This is a genomic window from Paenibacillus marinisediminis, assembly GCF_054343325.1.
In genome coordinates this window covers 873055-895700 of record NZ_JBTGUH010000001.1, presented here as the reverse complement: position 1 = coordinate 895700, position 22646 = coordinate 873055, and the positions used below count along the sequence as shown (strand labels likewise).

Sequence of the window (22646 nt, the reverse complement as noted above, 5' to 3'; positions counted from 1 at the left end):
AACAATGCGACAGGTTATGAAGCGAAGATGTGGGGACCAAGCATCATTGGATTCGGAAAATACCATTATAAATATGATTCCGGTCATGAGGGCGATGCACCGCTTGCTGGCTTCTCACCTCGGAAAGCAAAAATCAGTCTGTATTTTGCAACTGGTGATACAGGCCGTGAGGAAATTTTCTTCAGAAATTAGGGAAGCATTCCGCAGGGAAAGCGTGTGTATATATCAATAAGCTTGCAGATATTGATGTGGAGATATTAAAAGAACTGATAAAGCATTCCGTTACGTTCTTGAATGAAACCTATCCTAATCCTTAAATGCCAATATTGTACCGTATTCACGCCTAGGGGCTTCCACCCTTTATTTTACAAGTGTATAATTATAGGAGCATCTCAGCATACAAGCCTCCCTTCTAAGATAGGAGCTACATATGGTCGGGCATTTCGTCATATAGGAATGTTAGATTAATCAAGATGGCAGTGTAATCACATGATAAGGTAGATGATGTAATTATGCTTATGATTAGTGGTTTGGCCCTTGGGTTTTTCTTTTCACTCATAGCTATATCTAGAAATGCGAATGATGAATATAAGAAGCATATTTTCCAATCTATAACAGTGTATTCGATTCTCCTTTGTATCATTAAAATAAATCAGACTACTAACAATTTAACGATAGTGAATGTTCTGGTGTGCGTTTCCATGATATCGTTATTGATCTATCAATTCTCAGAGACAAATATTCGATGGAGGTAGCACCAGAATAAATATCAATCCTATAGGAGACGTGATGATGAATGGCAAAGACCAATGCAGAAATGATAGAAGAGTTTAAGTCGTTTATACCATTTGTAATAGCATTAGATGATCTAGATGAAAGTCTATGGAACTCACCCCTATCTGAAGGAAAATGGACGTTGAAGGACGTTATCTGCCATATCATGCTGTGGGATAAGTATTTTTATGAAGAAGCAATTGCAAAGATCAAGCGGGGAGAACCCTTAACGGTTAGACATCTGAATTTCAATGAATTCAATGCTAATGCAGTAGAATACGCCATGACTCAATCCAAGAAATCAATCCTTGATCAATTTGTGGAGTACAGATCGAAGATTATTAATGATATTTCAGAGCTAAGTGAAGAGGAATACATCAAAGAATATGTGGATGGCGATAAGAAGAAGTTTAGTATCCGAAAATATTTAAGGGGATTTATACCTCATGACAAACACCACAAAAAGCAGATCGCGAGATTGATAAAATCCTAACCAATTGTAAAGGCCAAGTGTTCGCAGCACTTGGTCTTTCTTACATATATCTTATTTCCAGGGGGGACGAAATGACGATTACGATTCGAAACATACACATTCCAGAAGACTACGGACAGATTGCTGATCTGCTCAACTATATATTGTCGGAACAGACGGATGCAGAGAAACTAGCGGATGAGGACTCCAAGATTCCGTCCACGGGAATGCTGGGGAAGAATGAAGCTGGATTATTAATTGGTTTCGATCGATATCGGATAGTGGCTGTCGATGAGGACGATAAGCTAGTAGGTTACGGGATCTCATGGAGAGCGCCGTGGACTGCTGCAGGTAAGTTGAATCATACACTTGTTGTTGCACCGAGCCATCGCAATCAAGGGATAGGCACTGAACTTTATAACCGCTTAGAGCAATGGGCAAGCAGCAACGGGGCAAGTGAATTGTGTTATGAAGTCCGTGATGATGCAGAAAGTGCAGTATCATTTGCGGAGAAGATGGGGTACGAGGTAGAGAGACATTCCTATGAATCCGTCTTGGATCTCTCATCGTTTGATCGGAATAAGCTTAAAGATATGAACCCTGAGTTAACTGTTCTTTCTCTATCCGAAATCAAGGAGGCCGATAAAGAGCTAAAGCTATACGAATTATACAAAGAGACCAGTTATGACATCCCTGGCTTCGATGGTGAGTTCTTCGAATTCAACGAGTGGAGAAAGTGGACTTTAGAGTTGCCGGGATCTAAGCCAGAATATGTGCTGATCGCGATGGATCAAGACCGATATATCGGGGTTGTGCATCTGCTCCATCATCCATCAACACAGAGTGTGTATCACGAATATACGGGGGTAAAGAAAGAGTATCGGGGGCAAGGCATAGGCCTAACTCTTAAACTGAAAAGTATCGAACTTGCATTGAATCTGGACATGAAATACATGCGCACCAACAATGATTCATTGAACAAGCCTATGCTGAGAATCAACAGAGACCAACTCCATTTTATAGCTGTGCCTGGGAACTACAGAATGGTAAAGAAGTTATAGTTCGTTGTTGAGGAGGACATACGTGCATACTAGATTAGGATATTCGAAGAGTGAACGGTTAATCATCATCAATGCTGATGATTATGGCATCAATAGACGAGCCAACGAAGCCATTTATGATTTAATGCAATCCAACCAGAAGATATCGACCTCACTGATTGTACCTGCTGATGAAGTGCAAGAGGCTACTGAGTTATGTAATAAGCTGCACAACCCACAAGTAGGAATTCATCTGACACTTACAGGAGCACATCAACCGGTCAGTCCATCGGATCAGGTCGACAGCTTAGTTGACGAAAACGGATATTTCCATTCAGACTCTTATGAAGTTGAGATAAAAGCCGACCGAGAACAAGTTAGGCTGGAACTGCAATCTCAGATCGAGAAGGCTATATCTCTTGGAATAGACCCTACGCACTTAGATAATCATCAAGGGAGCTTACTGGGACTAATGACGGGGCGTGATTTCATAGATGCTGTATTTGATATATGTGAGATGTACGGGCTGCCATTTCTGTTTCCTAGAAATATCGTAGAGAAGCCCTTTTTCACCAATGAGCAGAAAGCTCGTTTCTCTCAAATCATTCAACTGGCTGATGATCGAAATATTCCGTTGATAGATGACATGATCACCCCTCCCTATCAGCTTCAAGAGGGCGAAACCTATGAGAGCTTTAAAGTGATGATGATGAAAGCCATGAAGGATATGAAACCAGGGATTACTCAGGTCGTCATTCATCCCGAAACTACGGAGTGGAACAGTGATGGATCGAGTTCAGCAGCAGGCAATATAAAGAGAGTGATGGAATATAGATTATTTACGGACCCTGAGTTATGGTCTTTCATCCAGCAAGAGGGGATCAGCATCGTAACCTGGAAAGAAATTAGAGATCTATATCGAACGAATAAGATGGAATCTAGATAAGCGGGAGGCGTTGTGCTATGCAATTAGAAACGAACAGATTATGGATACGTGATCTAACTATGGAGGATTGGAAGGACGTGCACGTATATGCATCCCATAGTGAAGTCACGAAACATATGACCTGGGGACCCAATAGCGAAGAGGATACAATAGCTCACATTGAGCAGCAGCTTGTAAAGCAGCAGTCTCCAGAGCGGACCGATTATGAATTCGCAGTCGTATTGAGGGAGACGAATCAGCTAATAGGCGGCTGTGGAATCTACATCATGGGTCGTAATGCTGAGATCGGCTATTGCTTCAACCAAGAATATTGGGGCAACGGTTATGCTACTGAGGCGGCAAGAGCCATGTTAAAGCTCGGATATGAGACCTTCAACGTACACCGAGTGTTTGCTACATGTAGACCTATGAATAAAGGGTCAGCAAATGTGTTAATGAAGATCGGCATGAAGCAGGAAGGTCATCTGCGGGAACATTTGTGGCACAGAGGGAAGTACCTTGATTCGTATCTATTTTCGATATTAGAGCATGAATACAACTTGGATAAGGAAATGGGGGATGAACCATTAAGCAAGCAGTAGAAGCAGTCGTTTTGGATCTTATATAACAAAGGATGCATGCCTATGATACTTGAAGCAGCAGTATTGCAAGTCAAATCGGGACTGACTGAACCATTCGAAGAAAGCTTTAGACAGGCATCCGTGATTATATCAGGAATGAAGGGCTACATCGATCATGAGCTGCAAAAGTGTATAGAGGATGAGCATAAATACTTGTTATTAGTAAAATGGGAAACGATAGAGGATCACACCATAGGCTTTCGCGGTTCGCTTGAATATCAGGAGTGGAAGGCGCTGCTGCATCATTATTATGATCCGTTCCCGATCGTTGAACATTACACAAGAATATTCTAAGCTCTCCGAACCTTGAGCGAATCCTTATTCATGATACCTACCCAGAGGAGTAGACTACAATGCATCATATCATTTCGCAAGCGAGAGCTTTTTTAGAACATGCTAGCTTCGATTGGGCTATTTGCGGCGGCGGAGCAATAGACTTGTATATCGGACAGGACACGAGATCGCATAAAGACATCGATATAGCTGTGTATTGGGAAGATCGAGGCACAATCATTACTTACATGTTGAGTGCAGGATGGAGAGTATTTGAAGCATGCGGCGGCGGGATAATACAGGAGCTATTTACAAATGACAGCCGCGAGAATCGCAATCTATTCTGCTTTACAATCAGTGAAACACGCTGTCACCTAGAGCCAATAGGCGGACATAATTATCGATTCACATTTGCCAATGAGGAGCAGCATGATTTTAATTATGTAGAATTTCTATTTAATCGTAGGGATCACGATGACTTCTATTATTCACGAAATGAAAACGTAAAGAGGAGCCTAGAAAAGGCGACTGTTGTAAGGCACGGACATCGTTTATTATCACCGGAAATGGTACTCCTCAATAAATCAACCTATCTAGATGGACCTGATTCCGAGGATCATCATCATGATTTCAATATGGTCCTATCTTACCTTAACGATGAGCAGAAGCTATGGTTCAAGCAAGCTCTTGAAGTCGTGCACACAGGAGACCATCCGTGGCTGCAGAAATTGTGACATTATGATTGTTATAGGATACTGCGGAGATGATGGAATGGGATTGTTACAGGAAAATGAGCGTATGCGGAAGCGGAAGGGTGGATCTTGTGAGAATCGTCGAACTTGATGAAATGAAATTGGTTGGAATCAGAGTAGTGTGTTCAGGAGATCAGTATGTCCATGAAATTCCTAAGGCAACTCTGACGCTTAAAGAAAGGCTGACCGAGATTCAGAATGCTGTAATACCATCAAGGCTAATTGGAGCATTTGTGGTTGGAGATTACTCAGAAGAGGAAGACGGTTATTGGGCCTGTGTGGAGGTAAGCGAGATTAGTCTAGTTCCAGAGGGCATGGTTTCATTGGTTGTCCCTAAACAAAAATATGCAGTCCTTACACACCAGGGTCCAAATGTTGAAATCAGAAACACATATGAAAAACTGCATGCCTGGATCGAAGCCAATAATCTTGAACGGTTGCATAGAGCTTGGCATCTAGAGATCTCTAGTGAATGGGGAAATGGAGAGACTAGTGATCTTGAGGTGGACTTGTATGACACCATCAAATAGATCTAATGTAACTCTGAGCACTCTCACCTCATTTGACCTGGAAGCGGCATACCGAGTTTTTAAGAAATCAATTCCAGATGCCTTTGAGAAAGAGGGGCTCGGCCAATTAATAGACGATATCCATCAAGAGATTGAGTATAAGAAGAGTCTGCTTCATGCATCACTGGAACGGACCGATTCGGGTATCTATTTCTTGCTTGCGAAACGAGATGAGACAGTCATCGGTACAATCTCATTTGGTCCGTGTGGTGAAGATGTTAAAGCATGTACTCATAATCAGCTAGATGGCGTGGGCGAACTTGGAGGCTTATATGTGCTGCCTGAATATCAGGATCAAGGTGTGGGTTCGGCTTTAATTAAAGCTATGGCAACACATCTCAAGGAGCAAGGGATTGAGCAGTTCTGCTTGGACAGCGGCTTCCGAAGGGCACAGAGAAGATGGACGCGCAAATTTGGCGAGCCCCATACCGTTGTTCAGGATTATTGGGGACCCGATTCTGTTCACATGGTCTGGTTATGTCGAGTGAATGACTATGTAGACAATGTTATAGGTGAGGTTTAGCTATCTGTATCTACCGTAGGAACGCTGCATCCATGGAATATGGGGCCTTGAAGAATCTGTCATCTTGAAACATTTACAACGCATTAAGCGTTATTGTAAACGTGAGGTGATTAGATGAAAAAATATATGATTATGTTGGCGTTAGCGTCTTTACTGTTGTCTGCTTGCAGTAATAGTGGTGAACATGACTCACCTATTAAAGAGCTGGGTTTCCCAAAAGTAACAGAGCCCTATAGTTCTGAACAAGCAGCTGAAAATGGTGATGTGGTTAACGTCCATGGAAAGTATATGAATATAGATAAATGGAATCAGTTTATTGAGAATGTGAAAAACAATCAAGCAGATCAAATTCGCATTACTCAATATACCGATGAAGGAGACCCTATTTTTTACGAATTAATTTTTGATGGTAATGCTATTCAGTTTACATATGATAATTCCATGGATGCTTTTGGTTCTGATAGTGGCAGACCAACAACCACTTGTAAGGGGATTGGAACGAAGAAAAGCGAGAATGGTCAAGAGTATTATGTACTGACTGAATGTAAGAATGATACTGGCGACACGTTTTGGTTTCCAAAAGAATGATATTTCGGGAGATAAGGAATGTACATTAAGAAATATATGTATCAGATAGATCTCAATAAGATGGAAGAGTACAGAAGAGTGCTCGCAGAGGCTCATGAAATATACAAACGATATACGGATTACACGATCATGGTCATGGAGAGTAAGGAACGGCCAGGAATCATCGAGGAAATACAGATCTATCAGAGTGAACAAGAGTATCAGAATAGTCAACAGCTTATTAATATGGAACCCGACATACAGAAGCTATACGAGGCATTCACCAGCATACTGCACAGAGATCATTCTCTAATCGAAGAAGAGGCCTACAGTGATATCATGACGAGTATCACGTGAGATTATAACCATGTATGAAGGTACCTCTAATAAGGAAAATGGTCGTGAAGTGGAGCGTGTGGGCAATTTCATGAATAATTATAGAGTTCATGGCGATCCGCCATATCAAACGATACTGTTGCACGGCGGACCAGGTGCTATAGGCGAAATGGAACCACTGGCGAAGACACTATCTGCTTCAATCGGGATCATAGAGTCCTTGCAGACGAAGACATCGATCTCAGAACTGGTGATAGAGTTGAATGAGCTCATCGAACAACACAGCCATGAACCCGTAGTATTGGTGGGGTATTCTTGGGGAGCATGGCTCGGTTCCATATATGCATCTTTACATCCAGATAAGGTTAGGAAACTCATACTGGTTAGCAGCGGACCCTTCGAAGAGTCTTATGCATCAGAGATTATGGCGACTCGATTCAAGCGTATGAGCGAGGAAGAAATGCAGGCCTTTAGAGAGCTGCAGCAGAAGCTTCTTCAACAGGACATACATAAAGATGACATCTTAAAGCAATTAGGCCAGCTTATTAGTAACGTAGATGGTTACGACTCTATCTTCCCGGACGTGGCAGAACGGACTGAGGTTAACTTCTACATGCACGATCGTATATGGCAGGAAGCGAGTGCATTAAGAAAGAGTGGTCAGTTATTACAGCTGACCGCTAATATAAGGTGTCCTGTATCCGTATTTCATGGAGATTATGATCCACATCCGGTTGAAGGGGTGATTGAACCTCTTACAGGAACTGTCCAATCCTTCCATTACACCCTGTTAGAGAAATGCGGGCATAAACCATGGACAGAACGGCATGCGAGGGATACATTTGTGAAGCTGTTGCTGGAAGAGCTCAGCTATTGAATCGACAAGCCGAGTAATTCCGATCGGACGGAATGAAACGAGCTTAAGGATTATTTATTCTCAAGCTTTAAAGCGTCAACATATTGTTTGGCTTCTACTAAAGACAGTCCTAGTGTGTCTCTAACCTCTTTAACGGCTTCAACCTCATGGCCTTCTTGCAGCAGCTTGCGCAAATAACTGTTTACTTGTTTATCACTGATTCCCATTTCTTTGGCCATCTGGTCCAAAGTATAGTTCATTCTTTTGATACGGCCTTCAAGTTTAGTAATCATAAAGAGTAAATAAACGATGACTGCTAATAACAATAGGTCTATGAATGTAAAGTCCAATTGAATCCCTCCATTATGATCAATCAAGCGTATACTCAATATTTTACATATGGATGATCCATTGTGTCAAAGAAAGCAAGAACATTTCGAATAAACGCCACCCTAATGAATAGAAAATTCCTGAACTTGATCAACTTATATAGAATCAGCGTAAGGACTAAGAGGAATAGGTTAATGCCAACCAATCTAAGCGTTGGAATTAATGATGAGATCATACAGCATTATGTGAGTAAAATGTACGACAGCTCAGCTGTAATCCTCAGATCGTGGGAAATAACCTCCTTTAATTACAAGACGCCTAACTTTACAACTGGAGGAGTCTTTCACATTCACGGACAAGTTCAGCATAAGGAGCAGTCGATAGTATGGTCATTCGTGCTTAAACTGTTGAGTCCAGATCCGAATCGAAAATGATAACTGCGATAGATTGGCAGTTCACAAGCATTTCCGGTGTAGGAGAGGAGTTAGGAAGGTTCTTCGGACTATGCATGAGTAAGGCTAGCATCCCCCAAGAAATGTATGAAAGCTCAAAGTTTAAGATAATCGATTCCTACATTGAAGGTCTTCGGACTGAAGGATGGGATGACGCTATCAACCTTCCACTGCTTGGTTATTATGGAGCAGCAGCCATTCGTTCGGTCTGGGAAGTTCCTAAGCTAATAAAGAAGATCAACTCCTTAAACGGATTGTTTGATGAGAGAAGAAGCACTACCGAAGCTCAGATCAATAATCTACTTTTGATTACAAAGATTCAACTAGATATGGCTGATAAGGCTATCAATATAATGTGCATGTTGAAGTAGAATACCCTATAGGGTCGACACCTAAGTATGATTGTACATATATGAAAATAAAGGTAAAATCCATAATAACACCATGAACAAGTAAGCCCACCCCAAAGGTTGACCCTCGAAGGTGGGCTTTGTTGCTAATAAGACTTAGTCCAGCATCATTCACTATAAGGAAGTGATTCTTGTTGAACATTCAGCTAATTCAAGAAGTGGCGTTCAAGACCATGAGTAAACGAAAGTCTCATCTGCAAAGAGAGCGGGGATTCATCTATTATCACGGCGAACGAGTAGCTAAGATTGCGTTGAGATTAAGAAATGCCATATTTCCAGAACAGGACTCCATGGATGACATTATATATATGGGTGCATTATTTCACGATGTTACGAAAGGAATAGAACCTCATAACCAAACCGGAGCATATCTAATACCTAGTTTACTGAAAGAATATTGTACAGGACAAGAATTGACACAAGTATCAGAAATTATTGAGTTTCATAACTGCAGGCAGCAAGAAAATCAACCATTCTACGTGAAAATAGTTCAGGATGCGGACGTGATTGATCATTTTGGATCGTTGCAGATGTGGTTGAAATTCATGTACAGCGCTCATACAGAGGAAAATGTATTCGATGCGATTCGATTATGGGAAAGTGCAGAACACGCACAATATATTAAGAACAACAGAAATGTCCTGAATTATGATCTATCCAAGGAAATATATGATAAGAAGATCGAGTTTGAGCGGGCATACCAAGAGCGCTTCACTCTAGAATGCAATGGAGAAATAGAATGGTGAACGACTCGTAGCAAGCCATATCATTGCAATAATCGTTTTAATAGAGTGGGAGGTGTAGCATTGAGAGCAGCAGCGATAATTTTCTTTACGGCAGCCTTATTATTAGTTGGATGCAGCGATACCAAAGGCATGGAGGAACAGAATGCAGAGCTTCAGAGCCAAATAGAACAGATGAAGGACACAACCACTAAGCTGACAGAAGAACTCAAAGAGAAAGAGGCAGCCATTGCCCGATACGAACAGGAGAAAGTAAGACTAGAGAATCAGATTCAAGCATTAAACAGCGGAGTAAGCACTCCTTCTTTCAACGTATTTGAAGAGAAGCTGCTCTCAGATCCTGTCATGTTGACGCCAAGAACGATGACGATGTCGAAGATCAAGGAAGTTATGGGTCAACCTCTGAACGAGGAAGTGACTGAATACTTACATGGTGGAGGCAACCTGCACACATTACATTTTGACGGAATGAAGGTTGAATATAATGTGGATGGCGATAATGAATACCTTAGATGGTATGAGCTCACGAAGCCGCTGTTCGTTATGAATCGAGGTATCACAGTTGGATCGACCAGGGATGAAGTTATTGATGCATATGGCAAGGAATATTACAACTTCTTCGAGAATGATAAACAAATATCGATGGGTGAAAAGACAGGAATATCGTTTAAGCTTATGAACGGAAAAGTAAGTGAGATCAGAGTGTGGTTTGCGTATGAGTAAGATCCGAAGGAGAAGGATACTATGAAAAATATATACCTTGTCAGGCACTGCAAGGCAGAGGGGCAAGAGGCGGAAGCCACCCTTACTGTAGAAGGGGAGCAGCAGGCTGTAGAATTAGCTGACTATTTTGCACAACTAGATATTGATTATGTGGTTTCAAGTCCATTTACTAGAGCAGTTGAAACGATAAGGCCGTTATGCGAGAGGATGAACTTAGATCTGCAAATAGATGAGAGGCTTAAGGAGCGTGTATTGAGCTCACATCACTTGGATGAATGGATGGATAAGCTGCGTGAAACCTATCATAACGCCGATCTTAAATATGAGGGTGGAGAATCATCCAACGAAGCAATGCGAAGAGGCATGGAAGTCATTCATGAGCTGCTGGACAGACATGAATCCAACGCGATTGTCGTGACCCATGGGGCGCTAATGTCCCTTATGATTAGACACTATAATCAAGCATTCGGCTTTGAAGAATGGAGAAGCTTGACTAACCCGGATATCTATCAGTTACAGGTAAGTGATGATCGAAGCGAAATGAAGATTCACCGCATCTGGACATAGAATCTGAAGACAACAGAATGCCCTCCTTAAGCTGTCGATGACAGCGAATCGAAATGTTGAAAAGCTTAATTCACTTCGGGAAGTACAAGAAACAGGCTGAAGCAAGCTACAGTTCATGGGGACAGAAAAAGGATTATTGGATTATTAAGGATAGGTATTGTCTAGAATAATTCAAGTGGTAAGGAGACTTATGAAAAGACTTCTGTACGTCATCATTTCAGTCATTGTGATCTCGATTCTTATTAGTGGGTGCGGGTATAATTCTCTTCAAGAAGCTGTACAGTCTCAATGGGAAACACCAATCTCAATTAAGAATGAGGATAAGGAACATAGATTGGTCATTTATCTAGATCAGACACAGTATGTATTCGGTGTGTATAAGTATAAGAATCACAAATACTATTACGATAATAGTCAGAGTTCAGGATGGAGAACAAGTCCTGATAATGGAATCCCGCTATTGGTTGTAGCAGAACAAAAGGAAGGCATCGGAAATTTCATATGGGGTGCGGTGTATACGGACATTCCAGCGAAGAGGATAGTCATTGAATATGAAAATGGTGAGAGACAGGAAACCAATGCGGTTAACAATACATTTATATTAGAAATGCCAGAATCATTCAATAGTATAGAACCACATATGTTCATGGGGAAGCTGTATGATGTGACAGCATACGATGAAGATGACCAAGTGCTAGTTGAATGGTGAAGGATTGAAAAGAGGGGTATCATGGAAACTAAGCCTTCAGAGAGCAATATTCATGTGGAGAGGCAATTGCCTTTAGGAGTATCTGGACTAGGTGGATGGTTAGTATTAATTCAGATTGGACTCTATGCAACGATCATCATGCTAATTAACTCATTATTTACCTACACCATTCCATCATTATCTTCAGAAATATGGGATCCTTTAACCTCAGTGAATTCAGACCTGTATCATCCTTTGTGGGGCTTCACCATTATTTTCGCAGGAGTGTTTAATACTCTTAATCTGCTGTTTAGTATCTACTGTCTCATTAATATGTATCGCAAGAAAACTATATTTCCTAAATTGATGATTGCTTTCTATACTTTAAGTTTGATCATTGCAATTGTTGATTATGTCTTAATGAGTCAATTACCGATAGCTAATGGATTAGATGATGGCAGCATATTGAAAGATATGGTTAGAGCAATAATAACTTGTATGATCTGGATACCATACTTTCTGAAGTCTGAGAGAGTACAGAACACATTCATCAGATAGATTCATAATATGCCCTACACCACGCATAAGGAGAGAGATGTATGAAGAAGCAGCGGTTAATCCGCATTTTTGATAAACAAGCGAACCAATATGCCAAGAAGCGGGAGAACCTGGAAATGGCACGTTGGCGTCAGCATCTCTTGAGTCATGCAAAGGGCGAGGTGCTTGAACTTGCGGTAGGCGCAGGTGCTAATTTTCCATTCTATCCTCCTGATGTTAGAATTACCGCTACTGACTTCAGCCCAGCTATGATTGAGAAAGCGAGACAGGCAGCTAAGCATCATCGTGTTAACGCTGAGTTTATATGTTCTGACATTGAACATATGAATGTTGAAGATCAATCGTTTGATACGATCGTTTCGACGTTATCACTATGCAGTTATGAAGATCCGCTAATGGTATTAAATAAGATCAACAGATGGTGCAAGCCAGATGGGGTCATCCTGCTTATGGAGCATGGGATTAGTTCGAAAATTATGATAGCCGCTATGCAGAAAACGCTTAACCCTCTCCTCTATCGTGCGTTTGGATGTCACCATACAAGGGACATTCTAGGTCTGATCGAAGAGTCGGGTATCACAATCGAGAAAGCTGAGAGGCACTGGCTTAACATGGTTCATCTAGTCAGAGCGAAACCGACAATCAATTCCTAAGGAGGCAGATAACATGAAGCGGGCGCAACTGCTACATACATTTAAACGGTTATTTGGAGAATGGCTTGACCAGTTTGAAGAGGGAGAAGAATATGCTCACTATCATTACGGTCCCGAGGAGATTCATCGTATAGGGTATTCGACTAACATAACACCGGATATCGTGAGACAGGCTGCCGAGAAGCAGGTTCAGCTGATCATTACGCATCATGATGCGTGGAATTTCATGTATGGAATGAAAGAAGAATGTCACGCGCTCTTGAAGGAGCACCATATCAATCATTTATTTGTACATTTGCCATTGGATTATGCGGAGTTCGGGACTTGCTATTCGTTGTTTGAGGTGCTCGGGATCGAGAACCTGATCCAACGTTCAGTTCATGAAGAAGATAGAAGTGTTCCAGGTGTAGGTGAGCTTGATGTGCCTATTACATTTGAAGAACTCGTAGATAAAGTAAAGAATGAATTGGCTGAAGATGTGAAGTCATGGAAGAACTCTGACCGACTCATTAAACGAATTGGAATTCTGACAGGTGCAGGGAATTCTACAGATAACATTCGAGACGCGTTCGATCTGGAGTGTGATGTGTACATAACAGGAGAAAAGTCATTATATACGGTCCAGTATGCTCAGTATATGGGGTTGAACTTAATCGTGGGAAGCCACACGTTTACAGAAATATTCGGGGTAAGGTCATTTGCACAGAAGATAAAGGAACTGCATCCGGACGTAGAGATCGTGCAGTTAATAGAAGAACACGTTGAATGACAAACAGTGGATGGTGACTAGATATTAAACTTTTATTTATATGCAGCCAGAATAAGTGGAGAAGCTTAACTGCGGAGAAGATATTTCACGGAATCAATGATTATGAAGTTCGATCTGCGGGTACAGAGGCGAATGCAAGAATTAAGGTAACAGAAGGGCATATCGGGTGGGCAGACCTCATATTTGTGATGGAGAAGAAGCATCTGAGGAGAATACAAGAGAAGTTCAGTGATTCCGCGTATAACAAGAAGATCATCTGCTTGAACATTCCTGATGAGTATCAATACATGGATGAGGATCTAATCGGGATGCTGATCTCTAGTGTCTCCATGTATATCGAGCTGCCTGATTCATTAACGGATGTATAATTCCTTAGAATTCTTAGATTTGTGAATGCTATGAGCGTTAGCTTGAATTCTAGAGAATAATATGAGGGTGAGGTATCAGCCAGTGTTATATATTCTTATTTTAATAGTCATTGCCGTATTATTTAACATTGATCTCGGGTTGAGGAAAAAGCAGAAGAACGATGAAAGAATCATGGAACTCCTTGAATCTATATTGGCAGAGACGAAAGAACTGAGAAGGTGAATGACGCTAACCATGAAAATAAAAGAAATCAATCATCTCTGCTTCTCCGTATCTAACCTGGATACCTCAATTGCCTTCTATACCGATGTATTTGAAGCAAAGCTTTTAGTGAAGGGAAGAAGATTGGCTTATTTTGACCTGAATGGTTTATGGCTGGCGCTTAATGAAGAAGAGATCGATCGGAGTCAGAACAACAGGTCGTATACACATATCGCATTTACCGTTGAGGAAGCAGACTTTGAATCGCTCGTTAATAGACTTGTAGAATTGAAAGTGGATATATTACCTGGTCGAACCAGGGATAATAGGGATAAGCAATCGGTCTACTTCTTAGATCCAGATGGGCATATGTTTGAATTTCATACCGGACGGTTATCGGATAGATTGAACTATTATAAGGCGGATAAAGAGCACATGACATTTTACGAATAAGAATAATGCTTTGTACACATCCTATAGCGTTATATGAAAATGCAGCAGCAGATAAGAACCTCATTTAGCTTGGAGAGATCATATGAAGAGGTACAAATCAAGATTGGGCCAGGAATTGATCCATGAATCCTATGACCAATTGTTAGCAGCATGGGGTGTGGCTTATGAACAAGTAGATATTCCATCCGTCTATGGGAAGACTCATATTATTACTGCAGGTGTACCCACTAATCCGCCGCTGTTGCTACTACACGGAATGGCAGATCATTCAGCGATGATGTGGATCTATAGCATCCAACAACTATCCGAGATGTTCTATGTTATTGCAATTGACATCATAGGCGGTTCCGGAAAAAGTGTTCCCAATGATCGATATGCGAAGGAATTGGACCAAACAGTGTGGCTTGATGAAGTACTGGAAGCGATGAACGTTGATTCAACATTCATTGCTGGAGTATCTTACGGTGCATTCTTGGCGTATCATTATGCCATTTTTAGACCGTTAAAGGTTATGAAGATCGTTTGTATAGCAGGTGTAGTAGCGAGCTGCCGATTGGAAGTGATGTTCAAGATGATGAAGGCATTCTTGCCTGAAACGTTATTTCCGACTGATGCGAATTGTAAGAGGTTGTTGCGAAAGCTGAGCGGCCCAAATTATTCAGCAATCGAGAATAACCCGGAGTTAATGAAGCACTGGTATTACTTGAACAAATATTTCAATAAACTATCCATGAGGCGGCATATGATAACGATATTTAGCAACGAGCAGATCAAGTTGATCCGAGATAAATCCCTATTTTTAATTGGGGAGCATGATATATTGAGCTGTTATCCGATGGCTATAAACAAGCTGAATGAGAATCAACTGAATTATAAGATTGTGAAGCAAGCGGGACATACGATAAACCATGAGAAGTCAGATGAAGTGAATACTGAGATCATTAGCTATTTCTTAAGTTAGCGTTGAGGAAGTAGAACGGAGTGAGGAGTTTGAAGAGAAGGTTAATTCATGACGAACGTAAGACTAAACTTCAAGATGATCTGATCTATGTAAGATGGATCTGGTACTCCATGCTGGTAAAGATGAGACCGAACAACACCATATATCAGCAGAAGCTTGCAACTGTTAAAGAGAGAATCGACGCGCTCAAGACATTAAGAGCTGGCAATAATGAAGCAGGTTATTAGGGATCAACGGAGGTGCGTCGATGGAGCTGTTGTTTATTCGTCATGGACATGGTGAACATTTGCTGGATTATCCGCATCGCTTAAATACGATACATCCGGGTCTCACTAGGTATGGAATGATGCAGGTCAATCAGCTTCGCCAAGAGCTACCCATTCAACCTGACGATATTATACTCGTAAGTCCAACCAAACGAACAATTGAAACAGCGCATATCCTGACCGGCCATCATCCTATCATCATATCTCCACTTGTTGGTCCCAGAATGTTCCCACAGAATCCAGAGTTTCCGATATTCACATGTGATCAGATCTATTCTAAAGATGATATTATTAAGTTCAATAAAGACGCAATCACCCTCGACTTCGATGTGGACTGCTGGGAAGAAGGAATTAATCGAATAGCTCAGGAGAGATTCGAGAGCTATGCCAAGCAGTTACTAGATTGGTGCAAGGATAAGCCTAATCGTATCCTCATAATCTCTCATGACGGCACCATAACGAATTACCGTATCCTTCTAGGGGAGCGCGGATTAACGAGAAGGGATTTTCTCGGTGAGGCTGGGGTATACAAGATCAACATATAGCAACTATTTAAAACATTTGGAGTCGTAAATAAGAGAAGTGTTACTAAATAGAGGAGCTATGGCGGATGAATGAAACAAGGGAGATCATCGCATATGGTAGAACTGCCGAATTGCTTGCTTATGGCGAGGGACACGTACTGAAGTTATTCAGGGCCAATATTCCCACAAACCTAGTAGAGGAAGAGTTTCGTATAAGCATGAATGTGTACCGATGTGGAGTTGCTATTCCACAGCCGATTCAGATTGTTGATTATAAGGATCGCAAGGGTATCGTATATCAGAAGCTAACTGGAGCTACGATGCTTAGCGTCATTTCTAAGAAACCTTGGTCTGTACATAAAGAATCAAAGAGGATGGCTAGCTTACACGCTGCGATTCATACTAACGATGTGTTGGATTTGCCTAATCAAAAGGATATTTTACGCGCGTGTATCGAGCGAGCACCGCTTCTAACTAGCTTAGAAAAAGATCGTATTATCCAATACTTGAATGGCCTTAAAGAAGGTTCTAAGTTATGTCATGGTGATTATCATCCAGACAACATCATCCTAGGGGAGCGGGAATGGATTATTGATTGGATGACGGGAATGAGAGGAAATCCTGCAGGTGATGTTGCTCGAAGCGTGCTGCTTCTTCAATTGGGGACCATGCCTGATGAAACGCCTAGACTAATCAATTTTTTCATTTCACGAATAAGAAATCAAATCCTCAAGACGTACCTCAAATGTTACATAAGTTACTCCAAGATCGATCGAGATGAAGTCGATAACTGGATATTGCCGATAGCAGCTGCAAGATTAAATGAATGGATACCGGAGAAAGAGAAGCAAGCCTTGGTTAATCTGATCAGACAGAGATTGCAGTAAGAGATTCGATAAAGGAGGAATAGGCTGATGAACATTAGAAAGGCGACTCATCACGACAGTGAAGGATTGGCGATGGTTCATGTGAATAGCTGGCGAACCGCTTATAAGGGGATCATTGCGGGGGAGTATTTATCTAACTTATCCATTGAGGCAAGAACGAAGAAATGGGAATGGATTTTCGATCATCTCTATCAAGACGAAGTTATCTATGTTATTGAAGAACAGGGTCAGATCATGGGGTTCATAGACGGCGGCAAAAATAGAGAAGTAGACTCGGAGTATACTGCGGAGATCTATGCATTTTATCTGCTGCAGGAAGTTCAAGGAATGGGATACGGTAAGAGGCTCTTTCACACATTGATCAAAGAACTGCAGTCGAAGGGATATGACTCCTTGATGGTATGGGTGCTTGAACGCAATCCTTCTATCCATTTTTATGAGAAATTAGGAGGGCAGTTCGTAACGAAGAAAGAGTTTAAGATCGGGGAAGAGTTATTCATGGAGACCGCATTAGGATGGAAAGATCTTAGTCGAGAGTGAATAATCGGCAGCACCATTCGATTCAAATCTGCAGCTAGGTATCACAACTTTTATTTTTAATGGTTATAAAGAGAGGTATGACTCCAATAATAAGCTGCGCATAAGGAGGAACATGATGCTTTGGTTATTTATTCTTCTTATATTAATTGGTTTGACTGCCTTATTGCTGGTCTATAATCGAATAGAAGTCAATAAAGCGGAGCAGGCCTATCCACCAATTGGACAATTCGTGGAGGTGGAAGGTGTTAAATTACATTATGTAAGTAAGGGGGAAGGTAAGCCGATTGTATTCCTACATGGAGGCATTTTATCCGTACACGACTATTTAAGTGTAGTTGATGCAGCTTCGCGACATTATCATGCCATAGCATTTGATCGTCCAGGGTATGGATATAGCGAGCGGCCAGCACATGAACCTGCTACCCCAGATGTGCAAGCGCGCTTGATACGCGGAGCGTTAAAGAACATGGGAATAGAAAATCCAATATTGGTAGGACATTCGATGAGCGGCGCGCTTGTGATGGCTTATGCATTGAATTATGCCGAAGAGATAGACGGCATCGTATTACTAGGTGCAGCTGTGTATGGGGGCAAGGCGTATCCAGCTGGGGACGGTGATCCACTTTCTCGTATGGTCAATACGCCTGTCATAGGACATTGGCTATTATATGCAATGCTTATACCGCTTGGCAGAATGATGATGGACTCTATGTTAAAAGCGACATTTTCACCAGATCCAGTACCAGATGATTATCGTCAAGTCACGACAGCGCTATGGCTGAGACCGGGTCAATTTAAGGCGAATCGTGAAGATATATTATTTTTTAGTCCCTACGTTAACTCTGTGTATCAATGCTATAAACAGATACAATTACCTGTAACTATAGTGATAGGAGACTCGGATCCGTTTAATAAGCAAGAACAATCTTATAGGCTGCATCAGGAAATCAAAGGCTCTAGACTGATTGAACTTCCGAATTCCGGCCACATGATTCCTCAGATACATCCTGAAGCAGTTCTGGAGGCTATATCAGTCTGTATTGAAGATACGAACAATCGTAACGTGAAAATAGATTAAACTTCTAGGAGATACTTATGGCATTTGATCAGATTAGAAAATGGTTGATAGCTGTCATTGTAATAGGTGTTCTCGTTCTGCTGTATGGGCTGTGGAATTATATACCGAGGTTGGTGAGGTCAGACACACCGGATTCCTACTATATGGGAGTGATGATCAAACAAATCACCCTACCGCTATTAGGGCTTGCGCTCATAGCTCTTGGAACGATACTGATGCGTACCATAGAGAGTACTAAACGAGAATTATCGGCATTAAGAAGCGAATTAATAGAATTGCGCAAACAAACGGAAGCCTTGAACAAGAACAACTCCAACTCATTAAAATGAGTCACATCGGATAACATGGAACGGAGGGAGCCATTTGGAGAAGCTGTATCTAATTGAGCCAACATCTGAATTCAAGAAAGAATATATCGAAATGATTGAAGAATGGAGTCAGACGGGAGAGAGGATGGTCCCATTCGTCTTGAGGTTTGATTATAGTGATTATGATGGACTACTCAAGGAGTTAGCCGATCTGAAGGCAGGTATCAATCTCGCTGAACATGCAGTCAGCAGTTCGACCTATTGGTTAATTGGAGCAAATAAGCGAGTATTGGGAGCCGTCAATATAAGACATCGATTGAATTCATGGCTGTTAGAGAGAGGCGGACATATCGGATACGGAATACGACCTAGCGAGAGAAGAAAAGGGCATGCAACTCAATTGCTGTCTCTAGCCTTAGAAGAAGCCAAGAAGATGGGGATCGAGAAAGCATTAGTTACCTGCGATAAAAATAATGTAGGATCAGCTAAGACCATAAGGAATAACGGCGGTGAGCTGGAGTCTGAGCCAATCGTAGACGGCGTAGCCATTCAAAGATACTGGATTCATACGTGAGATAGAGTGATGAGGGGGAGAATTTTATGAAGCTTATTATTATATTTGGACCTCAAGCTGTCGGAAAGATGACAGTTGGGCAGGAACTGGCCAAGATAACGGATTTGAAGCTGTTCCACAATCATATGACGATTGAACTTGTCTCTAACTTCTTCAGCTATGGTACTGCGGCGGGGAAACGCTTGGTTAGAATATTTCGAGAAGAAATCTTCGAGGAAGTATCCAAGAGTGATCTAGCCGGCTTAATCTTCACTTATGTATGGGGGTTCGATCTTCAGAGTGACTGGGACTATATAAATAGGATCAGTCATATATTCGAGTCTAGGGGCGGTACTGTCTATTATGTTGAGCTTGAGGCGGATGTAGAGTTAAGGCTTGAACGCAATAAAAGTCCGAATCGACTCGAGCACAAGCCGACTAAACGAGATCTTGAATTCTCCGAACGTGATCTTATCCGGTCTATGGAGAAGCATCGCTTAAATTCCCATGATGGAGAAATAACAAAGGAGAACTATATCAGGATCAATAATACCAAGCTCAGTCCAGAAGAAGTGGCGCGAATGATTAAGGAAAGATTTCATTTGTAGAAGAGGCAATAGGGAAAAAGAGCAGTGATAAATGAGTTGTGCGATGCCACTAAAGTCGTTATGAAGCGAGTGTGATACCTGATGGATTCAGTATGGGGAGAGATTACTCGGAACTTCGAGCTCACGAATAACTTGAGGGATGATATCTACTCCTTTCTCAACGCTAATCATTGTCCGAAGACTGCTGAGCATTGCATGGATGTTGGGGCGGAAGCGAGGAGAGTAGCTCTCATGTTTCACGCCGATCCTGCTGCAGCAGAGATCGCGGGCTGGCTGCATGACATAAGCGCAGTGTTTCCGAATCAGGAGCGGGTTGCTGTAGCGAGAAGGCTGGGTATTGAAGTACTTCCTGAAGAAGAAGTATTCCCCATGATCATTCATCAGAAGTTATCAAAGGCGATGGCTAGAGACATATTCAAGATAACGAATGATGAGATATTAGATGCGGTTGGATGCCATACAACACTAAGGGCGAATTCGACTAAGCTTGATCAAGTATTATTTGTGGCGGATAAGATCGCATGGGATCAATCAGGCGAACCGCCATACATACAAAAGCTTCGCAGTAGTTTGGATAGGTCTTTAACTCACGGGGCATTCGCTTACATTGATTATTTATGGGAACGGAAGGATTCACTTCGGGTCATACATCCATGGCTCAGAGATGCGTATGAAGAGTTAAAGGGTATAGGTACAGACCATATCCTCATTAAACGAATACACGATCTATCGGTGATGGATACCTTGGAGTTGGTACAAGAAAGCAGCCTAGCCGGTTATCGTCATATTGCGCGCTTAGTTGAGGAATATCACTTAGGTAAGAATACATTTGATAAGCCAGGTGAAATGTTATTGGGGGCCTATGATCGTGAGCAGTTGATTGGCGTATGCGGATTGAATCAGGATCCTTATAACGAACATGCAGGAATAGGCAGGCTGCGTCGGATGTACGTAGTCGAGAAGTACCGCAGGCGGGGGATCGCGAAACGCTTGGTAGAGGACATTTTGAACAGGGCTCAAGATCATTTTCAGGTGATAAATCTGTACACGGATAACAAAGACGCTGCGAAATTCTATGAATCTATAGGATTCATGGTTAATCAGGAATACGTAAAGGCAAGCCACTGCATGGAACTCTAAAAGCTTGCACAGAAGATGATCCTACGGATTCTATTCAATCGTGAAAATACTGTGCGTTATATGCGATTGGCGAAGCCGATCATGGAAGGGAGAGTGCAACTATACCTATGAATAAGAGACCAGCATGCTTAGATGCTATTGCCGAAAGAGCAAGAGAACTAAAATTTACGATGTCATGTGATACAGCGACAGGGCAGCTGCTGCGGACACTGGCAAGCTCCAAACGGAATGGGATGTTATTGGAACTAGGGACGGGAGCAGGTGTTTCAACAGCGTGGATATTAGACGGTATGGATGAGTCATCTAAGCTGGTGTCGGTTGAGATGAATGAATCCTTTCAAAATGTGGCAAGAGCTTGCATTGTTGACGAGCGAGTGGAGTTTGTCACGATAGATGGCGGTGTGTATATCGAAGAGAATAAGGATAAGAAGTATGACCTCATTTTCGCGGATACTTGGCCTGGTAAGTATTATTTGCTGGAAGAGGCATTAGCAATGGTGAAGCCTGGCGGCCTCTATATTATTGATGACTTGACGCCAGTGGAGTCGTGGGAAGAAGGCCATGCGGAGAAAGCAGAGAGCTTGATTCAGACGATGAGGGAGCTAGAAGACTTTCATGTGGTAGAGTTGGATTGGTCGACAGGCTTGATGATAGCTGCCAGAAAGTAAGGGTGTTATTAGAAGGAGGAATCATCCCATGAGGCGAGTAGATGTATGTTATGCATTGGTCGTAGATGAGTCTAACACCAAGGTGCTTATGGTGAAGAACAATAGAAACTCCAGCTGGTCTCTTCCGGGCGGAGCAGTTGAGAGCTCAGAATCGCTTGCGCAAGCAGCGATCAGGGAGGCGAAAGAAGAAACCGGCTTGGATGTAGCGGTGCACGGTATAGTTGCTGTAAATGAATGCTTATTTCAAGACAGAGGAGAACATGCACTGTTTATCACTTTTCGAGCAGAGATCATAGGGGGCAGTCTGGAAATTGTGAGGCCTCATGAAATTGCTGAGGTTGCGTGGGTGGATATAGATCAAGCAGATGAATTCATGCCTTATTACAAGCAAGGTATGAGAGCGTTAATCGATGGAAGCGAAATTTACTATCATGATCAGGGTGTGATCTAAAGAAAATGTTTAAGGGAA

General features: G+C 41.9%; 35 protein-coding genes and 1 pseudogene. 35 read left to right on the top strand and 1 reads right to left on the bottom strand.

Translation table 11 applies throughout. The features are described 5' to 3' along the window. Nucleotides 1-9: 9 nt before the first annotated feature. From ACXX53_RS04115 to ACXX53_RS04060, 12 genes and pseudogenes are all read left to right on the top strand, one after another. Nucleotides 10-317 (top strand): annotated as a pseudogene (locus ACXX53_RS04115) (DUF1801 domain-containing protein); the annotation flags it as partial. A gap of 479 nt (nucleotides 318-796) precedes the next feature. Further along, on the top strand, nucleotides 797-1267 hold the full coding sequence (locus ACXX53_RS04110) for a DinB family protein (RefSeq protein WP_458567310.1): 471 nt from the start codon (nucleotides 797-799) through the stop codon (nucleotides 1265-1267). 71 nt (nucleotides 1268-1338) lie between these two features. Beyond that, complete coding sequence (locus ACXX53_RS04105; RefSeq protein WP_458567309.1) at nucleotides 1339-2307, top strand: GNAT family N-acetyltransferase; 969 nt, start codon at nucleotides 1339-1341, stop codon at nucleotides 2305-2307. 22 nt (nucleotides 2308-2329) lie between these two features. Continuing rightward, nucleotides 2330-3232 carry a ChbG/HpnK family deacetylase gene (locus ACXX53_RS04100; RefSeq protein WP_458567308.1) on the top strand — a complete coding sequence of 301 codons (903 nt, stop codon included), beginning with the start codon at nucleotides 2330-2332 and terminating at the stop codon, nucleotides 3230-3232. Between the two features lie 17 nt (nucleotides 3233-3249). Beyond that, nucleotides 3250-3813 (top strand): GNAT family N-acetyltransferase, encoded by a 564-nt coding sequence (locus ACXX53_RS04095; RefSeq protein ID WP_458567307.1) that lies wholly within the window; start codon nucleotides 3250-3252, stop codon nucleotides 3811-3813. Between the two features lie 42 nt (nucleotides 3814-3855). Continuing rightward, nucleotides 3856-4146: an antibiotic biosynthesis monooxygenase family protein gene (locus ACXX53_RS04090; RefSeq protein ID WP_458567306.1), complete on the top strand. Its 291-nt coding sequence runs from the start codon at nucleotides 3856-3858 to the stop codon at nucleotides 4144-4146. A 59-nt stretch (nucleotides 4147-4205) separates the two neighbouring features. Then, the gene (locus tag ACXX53_RS04085) at nucleotides 4206-4859 is read left to right on the top strand and encodes a nucleotidyltransferase domain-containing protein (protein WP_458567305.1); all 654 of its coding nucleotides are present in this window, start codon (nucleotides 4206-4208) and stop codon (nucleotides 4857-4859) included. Nucleotides 4860-4948: 89 nt separating this feature from the next. Continuing rightward, entirely contained in the window at nucleotides 4949-5407 is a 459-nt protein-coding gene (locus ACXX53_RS04080; protein WP_458567677.1) for a GyrI-like domain-containing protein, read from the top strand. Beyond that, nucleotides 5391-5969 carry a GNAT family N-acetyltransferase gene (locus tag ACXX53_RS04075; protein ID WP_458567304.1) on the top strand — a complete coding sequence of 193 codons (579 nt, stop codon included), beginning with the start codon at nucleotides 5391-5393 and terminating at the stop codon, nucleotides 5967-5969. The genes ACXX53_RS04080 and ACXX53_RS04075 overlap by 17 nt, the downstream gene beginning before the upstream one ends. 114 nt (nucleotides 5970-6083) lie before the next feature. After that, nucleotides 6084-6557, top strand: a complete 474-nt coding sequence (locus tag ACXX53_RS04070; protein ID WP_458567303.1) for a DUF4362 domain-containing protein — start codon at nucleotides 6084-6086, stop codon at nucleotides 6555-6557. 18 nt (nucleotides 6558-6575) lie between these two features. Then, a complete protein-coding gene (locus ACXX53_RS04065) occupies nucleotides 6576-6893 on the top strand; it encodes a hypothetical protein (protein WP_458567302.1) in 318 nt (105 codons plus the stop codon). A 70-nt stretch (nucleotides 6894-6963) separates the two neighbouring features. After that, nucleotides 6964-7749, top strand: a complete 786-nt coding sequence (locus ACXX53_RS04060) for an alpha/beta fold hydrolase (RefSeq protein ID WP_458567301.1) — start codon at nucleotides 6964-6966, stop codon at nucleotides 7747-7749. A 50-nt stretch (nucleotides 7750-7799) separates the two neighbouring features. Here ACXX53_RS04060 and ACXX53_RS04055 read toward each other — a convergent pair whose 3' ends face one another. Next, a complete protein-coding gene (locus tag ACXX53_RS04055; RefSeq protein ID WP_458567300.1) occupies nucleotides 7800-8078 on the bottom strand; it encodes a hypothetical protein in 279 nt (92 codons plus the stop codon). A 174-nt stretch (nucleotides 8079-8252) separates the two neighbouring features. On the opposite strand from ACXX53_RS04055, the gene ACXX53_RS04050 reads away from it, so the two are divergent. From ACXX53_RS04050 to ACXX53_RS03940, 23 genes are all read left to right on the top strand, one after another. Continuing rightward, a complete protein-coding gene (locus ACXX53_RS04050; RefSeq protein ID WP_458567299.1) occupies nucleotides 8253-8492 on the top strand; it encodes a hypothetical protein in 240 nt (79 codons plus the stop codon). Between the two features lie 74 nt (nucleotides 8493-8566). Beyond that, complete coding sequence (locus tag ACXX53_RS04045) at nucleotides 8567-8881, top strand: hypothetical protein (protein WP_458567298.1); 315 nt, start codon at nucleotides 8567-8569, stop codon at nucleotides 8879-8881. Nucleotides 8882-9054: 173 nt separating this feature from the next. Next, a complete protein-coding gene (locus ACXX53_RS04040) occupies nucleotides 9055-9666 on the top strand; it encodes an HD domain-containing protein (RefSeq protein ID WP_458567297.1) in 612 nt (203 codons plus the stop codon). A gap of 60 nt (nucleotides 9667-9726) precedes the next feature. Beyond that, a complete protein-coding gene (locus tag ACXX53_RS04035; RefSeq protein ID WP_458567296.1) occupies nucleotides 9727-10386 on the top strand; it encodes a hypothetical protein in 660 nt (219 codons plus the stop codon). A 21-nt stretch (nucleotides 10387-10407) separates the two neighbouring features. Then, complete coding sequence (locus ACXX53_RS04030) at nucleotides 10408-10953, top strand: histidine phosphatase family protein (RefSeq protein ID WP_458567295.1); 546 nt, start codon at nucleotides 10408-10410, stop codon at nucleotides 10951-10953. A 190-nt stretch (nucleotides 10954-11143) separates the two neighbouring features. Then, complete coding sequence (locus tag ACXX53_RS04025; RefSeq protein WP_458567294.1) at nucleotides 11144-11662, top strand: hypothetical protein; 519 nt, start codon at nucleotides 11144-11146, stop codon at nucleotides 11660-11662. A gap of 21 nt (nucleotides 11663-11683) precedes the next feature. Beyond that, on the top strand, nucleotides 11684-12199 hold the full coding sequence (locus ACXX53_RS04020) for a DUF2569 domain-containing protein (RefSeq protein ID WP_458567293.1): 516 nt from the start codon (nucleotides 11684-11686) through the stop codon (nucleotides 12197-12199). 41 nt (nucleotides 12200-12240) lie between these two features. Further along, nucleotides 12241-12852, top strand: coding sequence for a class I SAM-dependent methyltransferase (locus ACXX53_RS04015; protein WP_458567292.1), 612 nt, complete (start codon nucleotides 12241-12243; stop codon nucleotides 12850-12852). A 13-nt stretch (nucleotides 12853-12865) separates the two neighbouring features. Further along, nucleotides 12866-13621 (top strand): Nif3-like dinuclear metal center hexameric protein, encoded by a 756-nt coding sequence (locus tag ACXX53_RS04010; protein ID WP_458567291.1) that lies wholly within the window; start codon nucleotides 12866-12868, stop codon nucleotides 13619-13621. 23 nt (nucleotides 13622-13644) lie between these two features. Then, nucleotides 13645-13989, top strand: a complete 345-nt coding sequence (locus ACXX53_RS04005; protein WP_458567676.1) for a low molecular weight protein tyrosine phosphatase family protein — start codon at nucleotides 13645-13647, stop codon at nucleotides 13987-13989. Nucleotides 13990-14224: 235 nt separating this feature from the next. Continuing rightward, the gene (fosB, locus tag ACXX53_RS04000) at nucleotides 14225-14644 is read left to right on the top strand and encodes a metallothiol transferase FosB (RefSeq protein WP_458567290.1); all 420 of its coding nucleotides are present in this window, start codon (nucleotides 14225-14227) and stop codon (nucleotides 14642-14644) included. 82 nt (nucleotides 14645-14726) lie between these two features. Then, nucleotides 14727-15605 (top strand): alpha/beta fold hydrolase, encoded by an 879-nt coding sequence (locus tag ACXX53_RS03995; protein WP_458567289.1) that lies wholly within the window; start codon nucleotides 14727-14729, stop codon nucleotides 15603-15605. Between the two features lie 29 nt (nucleotides 15606-15634). Next, the gene (locus tag ACXX53_RS03990; RefSeq protein ID WP_458567288.1) at nucleotides 15635-15832 is read left to right on the top strand and encodes a hypothetical protein; all 198 of its coding nucleotides are present in this window, start codon (nucleotides 15635-15637) and stop codon (nucleotides 15830-15832) included. Between the two features lie 20 nt (nucleotides 15833-15852). Then, on the top strand, nucleotides 15853-16416 hold the full coding sequence (locus ACXX53_RS03985; RefSeq protein WP_458567287.1) for a histidine phosphatase family protein: 564 nt from the start codon (nucleotides 15853-15855) through the stop codon (nucleotides 16414-16416). A gap of 65 nt (nucleotides 16417-16481) precedes the next feature. Then, nucleotides 16482-17282, top strand: coding sequence for a phosphotransferase family protein (locus tag ACXX53_RS03980; protein WP_458567286.1), 801 nt, complete (start codon nucleotides 16482-16484; stop codon nucleotides 17280-17282). Between the two features lie 27 nt (nucleotides 17283-17309). Further along, entirely contained in the window at nucleotides 17310-17822 is a 513-nt protein-coding gene (locus ACXX53_RS03975; protein WP_458567285.1) for an N-acetyltransferase family protein, read from the top strand. Nucleotides 17823-17937: 115 nt separating this feature from the next. Then, the gene (locus tag ACXX53_RS03970) at nucleotides 17938-18900 is read left to right on the top strand and encodes an alpha/beta fold hydrolase (protein ID WP_458567284.1); all 963 of its coding nucleotides are present in this window, start codon (nucleotides 17938-17940) and stop codon (nucleotides 18898-18900) included. 17 nt (nucleotides 18901-18917) lie between these two features. Further along, entirely contained in the window at nucleotides 18918-19229 is a 312-nt protein-coding gene (locus tag ACXX53_RS03965) for a hypothetical protein (RefSeq protein WP_458567283.1), read from the top strand. Between the two features lie 91 nt (nucleotides 19230-19320). Then, entirely contained in the window at nucleotides 19321-19782 is a 462-nt protein-coding gene (locus ACXX53_RS03960; protein WP_458567675.1) for a GNAT family N-acetyltransferase, read from the top strand. Nucleotides 19783-19808: 26 nt separating this feature from the next. Further along, on the top strand, nucleotides 19809-20369 hold the full coding sequence (locus tag ACXX53_RS03955) for a shikimate kinase (protein WP_458567282.1): 561 nt from the start codon (nucleotides 19809-19811) through the stop codon (nucleotides 20367-20369). An 81-nt stretch (nucleotides 20370-20450) separates the two neighbouring features. Next, complete coding sequence (gene yqeK, locus ACXX53_RS03950; RefSeq protein ID WP_458567281.1) at nucleotides 20451-21509, top strand: bis(5'-nucleosyl)-tetraphosphatase (symmetrical) YqeK; 1059 nt, start codon at nucleotides 20451-20453, stop codon at nucleotides 21507-21509. 107 nt (nucleotides 21510-21616) lie between these two features. After that, nucleotides 21617-22177, top strand: coding sequence for an O-methyltransferase (locus ACXX53_RS03945; RefSeq protein ID WP_458567280.1), 561 nt, complete (start codon nucleotides 21617-21619; stop codon nucleotides 22175-22177). A 28-nt stretch (nucleotides 22178-22205) separates the two neighbouring features. Beyond that, nucleotides 22206-22628, top strand: coding sequence for an NUDIX hydrolase (locus ACXX53_RS03940; RefSeq protein ID WP_458567279.1), 423 nt, complete (start codon nucleotides 22206-22208; stop codon nucleotides 22626-22628). The last annotated feature ends 18 nt before the right edge of the window (nucleotides 22629-22646 follow it).

What these genes read in the sequence shown, in the direction of transcription:
- ACXX53_RS03995 (WP_458567289.1), top strand. Translation starts at nt 14,727, where the DNA reads ATGAAGAGGTACAAATCAAGATTGGGCCAGGAATTGATCCATGAATCC.
- ACXX53_RS04015 (WP_458567292.1), top strand. Translation starts at nt 12,241, where the DNA reads ATGAAGAAGCAGCGGTTAATCCGCATTTTTGATAAACAAGCGAACCAA.
- yqeK (WP_458567281.1), top strand. Translation starts at nt 20,451, where the DNA reads ATGGATTCAGTATGGGGAGAGATTACTCGGAACTTCGAGCTCACGAAT.
- ACXX53_RS04095 (WP_458567307.1), top strand. Translation starts at nt 3,250, where the DNA reads ATGCAATTAGAAACGAACAGATTATGGATACGTGATCTAACTATGGAG.
- ACXX53_RS04010 (WP_458567291.1), top strand. Translation starts at nt 12,866, where the DNA reads ATGAAGCGGGCGCAACTGCTACATACATTTAAACGGTTATTTGGAGAA.
- ACXX53_RS03965 (WP_458567283.1), top strand. Translation starts at nt 18,918, where the DNA reads ATGGCATTTGATCAGATTAGAAAATGGTTGATAGCTGTCATTGTAATA.
- ACXX53_RS03960 (WP_458567675.1), top strand. Translation starts at nt 19,321, where the DNA reads ATGATTGAAGAATGGAGTCAGACGGGAGAGAGGATGGTCCCATTCGTC.
- ACXX53_RS04060 (WP_458567301.1), top strand. Translation starts at nt 6,964, where the DNA reads ATGAATAATTATAGAGTTCATGGCGATCCGCCATATCAAACGATACTG.
- ACXX53_RS03940 (WP_458567279.1), top strand. Translation starts at nt 22,206, where the DNA reads ATGAGGCGAGTAGATGTATGTTATGCATTGGTCGTAGATGAGTCTAAC.
- ACXX53_RS04085 (WP_458567305.1), top strand. Translation starts at nt 4,206, where the DNA reads ATGCATCATATCATTTCGCAAGCGAGAGCTTTTTTAGAACATGCTAGC.
- ACXX53_RS03945 (WP_458567280.1), top strand. Translation starts at nt 21,617, where the DNA reads ATGAATAAGAGACCAGCATGCTTAGATGCTATTGCCGAAAGAGCAAGA.
- ACXX53_RS04020 (WP_458567293.1), top strand. Translation starts at nt 11,684, where the DNA reads ATGGAAACTAAGCCTTCAGAGAGCAATATTCATGTGGAGAGGCAATTG.
- ACXX53_RS04030 (WP_458567295.1), top strand. Translation starts at nt 10,408, where the DNA reads ATGAAAAATATATACCTTGTCAGGCACTGCAAGGCAGAGGGGCAAGAG.
- ACXX53_RS04065 (WP_458567302.1), top strand. Translation starts at nt 6,576, where the DNA reads ATGTACATTAAGAAATATATGTATCAGATAGATCTCAATAAGATGGAA.
- ACXX53_RS04110 (WP_458567310.1), top strand. Translation starts at nt 797, where the DNA reads ATGGCAAAGACCAATGCAGAAATGATAGAAGAGTTTAAGTCGTTTATA.
- fosB (WP_458567290.1), top strand. Translation starts at nt 14,225, where the DNA reads ATGAAAATAAAAGAAATCAATCATCTCTGCTTCTCCGTATCTAACCTG.
- ACXX53_RS04070 (WP_458567303.1), top strand. Translation starts at nt 6,084, where the DNA reads ATGAAAAAATATATGATTATGTTGGCGTTAGCGTCTTTACTGTTGTCT.
- ACXX53_RS03975 (WP_458567285.1), top strand. Translation starts at nt 17,310, where the DNA reads ATGAACATTAGAAAGGCGACTCATCACGACAGTGAAGGATTGGCGATG.
- ACXX53_RS04025 (WP_458567294.1), top strand. Translation starts at nt 11,144, where the DNA reads ATGAAAAGACTTCTGTACGTCATCATTTCAGTCATTGTGATCTCGATT.
- ACXX53_RS03985 (WP_458567287.1), top strand. Translation starts at nt 15,853, where the DNA reads ATGGAGCTGTTGTTTATTCGTCATGGACATGGTGAACATTTGCTGGAT.
- ACXX53_RS03980 (WP_458567286.1), top strand. Translation starts at nt 16,482, where the DNA reads ATGAATGAAACAAGGGAGATCATCGCATATGGTAGAACTGCCGAATTG.
- ACXX53_RS04075 (WP_458567304.1), top strand. Translation starts at nt 5,391, where the DNA reads ATGACACCATCAAATAGATCTAATGTAACTCTGAGCACTCTCACCTCA.
- ACXX53_RS04105 (WP_458567309.1), top strand. Translation starts at nt 1,339, where the DNA reads ATGACGATTACGATTCGAAACATACACATTCCAGAAGACTACGGACAG.
- ACXX53_RS04045 (WP_458567298.1), top strand. Translation starts at nt 8,567, where the DNA reads ATGAGTAAGGCTAGCATCCCCCAAGAAATGTATGAAAGCTCAAAGTTT.
- ACXX53_RS03955 (WP_458567282.1), top strand. Translation starts at nt 19,809, where the DNA reads ATGAAGCTTATTATTATATTTGGACCTCAAGCTGTCGGAAAGATGACA.
- ACXX53_RS03970 (WP_458567284.1), top strand. Translation starts at nt 17,938, where the DNA reads ATGCTTTGGTTATTTATTCTTCTTATATTAATTGGTTTGACTGCCTTA.
- ACXX53_RS04090 (WP_458567306.1), top strand. Translation starts at nt 3,856, where the DNA reads ATGATACTTGAAGCAGCAGTATTGCAAGTCAAATCGGGACTGACTGAA.
- ACXX53_RS04050 (WP_458567299.1), top strand. Translation starts at nt 8,253, where the DNA reads ATGCCAACCAATCTAAGCGTTGGAATTAATGATGAGATCATACAGCAT.